2 protein-coding genes and 3 pseudogenes are annotated in these 3,536 nt (G+C 29.9%); 4 read left to right on the forward strand and 1 reads right to left on the reverse strand.

Annotated elements, in window-relative coordinates; genetic code table 11:
* A pseudogene (locus tag HMPREF1504_RS04310) lies at positions 1 to 593 on the reverse strand (IS21 family transposase); the annotation flags it as partial.
* A gap of 61 nt (positions 594 to 654) precedes the next feature.
* Between HMPREF1504_RS04310 and HMPREF1504_RS04315 the strand changes: the two are divergent.
* The 4 genes and pseudogenes from HMPREF1504_RS04315 to HMPREF1504_RS10370 form a co-directional block, all read left to right on the forward strand.
* Positions 655 to 1,518, forward strand: a pseudogene (locus HMPREF1504_RS04315) (IS256 family transposase); the annotation flags it as partial.
* A 369-nt stretch (positions 1,519 to 1,887) separates the two neighbouring features.
* Positions 1,888 to 2,364, forward strand: coding sequence for a hypothetical protein (locus HMPREF1504_RS04325; protein ID WP_038123713.1), 477 nt, complete (start codon positions 1,888 to 1,890; stop codon positions 2,362 to 2,364).
* 22 nt (positions 2,365 to 2,386) lie between these two features.
* Positions 2,387 to 3,157 (forward strand): DUF1828 domain-containing protein, encoded by a 771-nt coding sequence (locus HMPREF1504_RS04330; protein WP_038123715.1) that lies wholly within the window; start codon positions 2,387 to 2,389, stop codon positions 3,155 to 3,157.
* A gap of 230 nt (positions 3,158 to 3,387) precedes the next feature.
* A pseudogene (locus tag HMPREF1504_RS10370) lies at positions 3,388 to 3,536 on the forward strand (IS256 family transposase); the annotation flags it as partial.

A 3,536-nucleotide genomic window follows, 5' to 3' on the forward strand; every position in this document is an offset into this window, starting at 1 on the left:
ACCAATGTATCTTGTAGTGTTTCAGTAGTTCTATCGAAAGTGACCTTTGCTAATTTGTATCTAGAATAGCCTAATGTCATCAGCAATATATTAAAAGTTATGTGTGTGCCATCATGCAATAGGAATTTAATATTCTCTTTCCAATCAACTTGAGCCTGTTCAGCTGGTGCGGTTTCAAAACGAATCGTATGCTGCATACTAGGCGATGTATGTTTTCTATCAAAATAGGATTGAAATACTGGTATCTTTAAAATATAACCGCGAAATGTAGAGTAAGCAGCTGTGAGTCCATGGTTATCTACCAAGTATTGCCACAAGACACGCTTATAATAAAATTGTTGGGGTGTATCATCAGATAATAAAGTCTGTATTACGTCATAAAATTTATCAATCATAGATGGTTTATGACGATGTGGATCAGGCGTTCCATTTTCATAATGAGATTTTATGGTGCGTCTATCATAGCCTAATTCACGACCTAGTAAACTATAATTAGGTTTCAAATTGCAAACCTCCAGAATGTCCCTTAATAATGGTAAGTCTAATAATGATGTTACAGTAAATGAACTGTTAATAGCGTATACGTATTGCATGTTGTTATCACCTCAACTATAGTATCGGTGATACAATTAAAATTGTACATTCTTAGAGTATCATTTACATTTAAAATCTGGTTATCAGCGTTGGTTTTGCAAACATTGTAAGGTGGCATTTACCGTTAAAATTAATAATTTAAGTAAAGAGTTAACCCTATTCTTGAATTGGTTATTCAGCATCGATATTCAAGCTAATATGCCTGGTAAAAGTCGTACATTCAGATGTAAAACCGTTAAATTTTGGTCCATATGGCCATTGCCACCAAAAGTGGAAGAAGTACATGATGTAGTATATCTTGATGGAATTTACTTAGCTAGGAATTTATGTGTATTAATTTGTTGCAATGATACTCATGTTCTAGGATGGTATGTCTGCCGTTATGAGCATGCTAAAGCTTTATTTAATGTGAAAACCATGGATCAAGCCTTTATATGGATTAATGAGCTTTCAGCGTGGCGAATGACATATTCTGATTTTTTACGAGAAATGACGGTTGATGAATTCGAAAACAAATGCTTTACACACGAGCGTTTGCTTAAGGCTGAATCATCAATATGGCGAATGATTAGACAGCAAACGCTATTTACCTTTTTAGAATACATAGATATTACAGTACCTACAACAAATAATCGTATTGAGGGTGGAGTAAATGCGCAATTGAGAAGCATGTTACGGGCGCACAGAGGTCTTACTTTAGAAAGAAGACTAAAAGCGGTCTATTGATGGTGCTATATGCACTTACCAAGACTACTTTCTGTTACAGATATATTAAATTATATGCCTACAGATGAATCAATTGCTGCTATATACAAACGATTATCTGAGCATTACAAAGTAGATCGTTCAATACCTCGATGGGGTGATGCTCCTGTTTGGAATGAGCTACATATGTCTACAGATTTTCCAACTTATTGGGATTAGTCACACACACTTTTTGTCCTATAACCCGCTTTTTCCTTATTATTATATTTTCATATCTTTATAAAGTAGAAGATAATTGTAAATTTGATAACTATTTTAATTATAGTATTAAGCCCAAAAGCTAATGAAGATTAAAATTTAAATTCTTATATAGAAACTTAATTTAAGTATGAGCTTAAAATTAAGTCCAATAAAATAATTTTATTAGTAGCTGTACTTTAGATAAGGTATTAGTAGTATTTTATTATATTATCGTAAATTTTTTAGACTATCTTTTAGACTATCATATATAAATCTGTATTTGACGATTTGAAAGAGATAGTGGTAGTATAAATTAAACATATATTTGCTATTAAAAGGATGCTAGTTATGGAAATTACACAATCCTATTTGGATGAATTAATATTCACACCAAAAAGAATTACTATTAAACCAGAACGAAATTATCAGGTTATTAATGGATCCAACAGGAAAAATTTCGAACTGGTGTCAGATAAATATAATGAACGATTTAGAGTTTTTATTAGACAAAATGTTACACTTCCTGAAATATATTCAATTGGACTCCAATTAATCAATAATAATTTTGAGGAAAATCCTATATTATTTAGATGTAATGGACCACATGGTGGGAATAAAAGTATTCCAGAACATTTTGTTACTCATATACATCGTGCTCAATTAATATCTGTAGATATTGGATTGTTTGGGATTGAAAAGTTGAATGAAGCTTGTGGAGAATTCTCTACGTTGGAAAGTGCCATATATTATTTTTGTAATACATGTAATATTTTAGATGCCAGAACATATTTCCCTGAATGTTGGGAAGTACCTTTATTTTATTAGTGTTGGAAGGAGGTAATAAATAATGGATATTAAATTATTAAATAAATATTTAAGTAAATCTTTTAATAATCAATTTGAAATTAAAGAAAAACGACAGAATTTATATCAAATTTTACTACCTCTTTTTTATCCTGATGGTGATATGCTTGATATTTTTATTTCTGAACTAGAAAAAGACCAGTTTTTAGTTTCTGATTGTGGAACTACATTAATGCGCCTTTCATATAGTTTTGATTTGGATACCGACAATAAAATAGAACTTTTTAAACGTATTTTATTACAACAAAATGCTAAATTTGAAGAAAATACAGGCTCAATTCAATTAATATCTAATCTAGATCAATTATTTAATAATATTATGCAATTATCACAGATTATAGCACAGGTCTCAAATTTAAAAATATTACAACGTAAAACTGTAGTATCACTTTTTTATGATGATGTGAAGAAATATATAGAATCCTATTTAACATCATTTAATGTAAAAAATAATTATATGCCTATTAATAATGATCAGGATTTAGTGGTTGATTATGCATTTCTTGGTGATAAAAGATCTGTATATGTATTTCCTGTTAAGGGAAGTAGTAAAACTCAAAATGCAATTATTACAATTTTAAGACTTCAACAGCAATTAGATTCACCTTTTACAAGTGTACTTATACATGAAGATTTTGAATGCTTGACAAAAGCAGAACGTCGAATTTCTATGAAAGTTGCTGATAAGCAGTTTGGTGATTTTAACAGTTTCAAAGAATCTGCTGAAGATTTTATTAATAGAGCATTGGCATAAAAAAGTCATACATATTCTATTGTTATAGAATGTGGCTTATAGGATAAAAAGTGTATGTGAAAACCCTTATAACACTAGTAAATATCTAGTGTTATAAGGGTTTAATCTTTTTCTGAAGAAGTTTGAGGGTGGACAAAAAGTGTGGGTAAAAACATCAATTAACCCTTGTAATTACTGGCTAAAATGAGGTTATATCTTTCTATATATAAACAAATATGGAGGAAGAGTTTATGCGACAAATAAAATGTCCTGATTGTAATCAAAAATGTATTAAACATGGTGTTTAAAATGTAAATGTCAGCGTTGGTTTTGCAAACATTGTAAGGTGGCATTTACCGTTAAAATTAATAATTTAAGTAAAGAGTTAACCCTATTCTTG

Source organism: Veillonella sp. ICM51a, assembly GCF_000524355.1.
GTDB classification, from domain to species: domain Bacteria; phylum Bacillota; class Negativicutes; order Veillonellales; family Veillonellaceae; genus Veillonella; species Veillonella atypica.

Coding starts and splice junctions, on each gene's coding strand:
- HMPREF1504_RS04325 (WP_038123713.1), top strand. CDS start 1,888: ATGGAAATTACACAATCCTATTTGGATGAATTAATATTCACACCAAAA.
- HMPREF1504_RS04330 (WP_038123715.1), top strand. CDS start 2,387: ATGGATATTAAATTATTAAATAAATATTTAAGTAAATCTTTTAATAAT.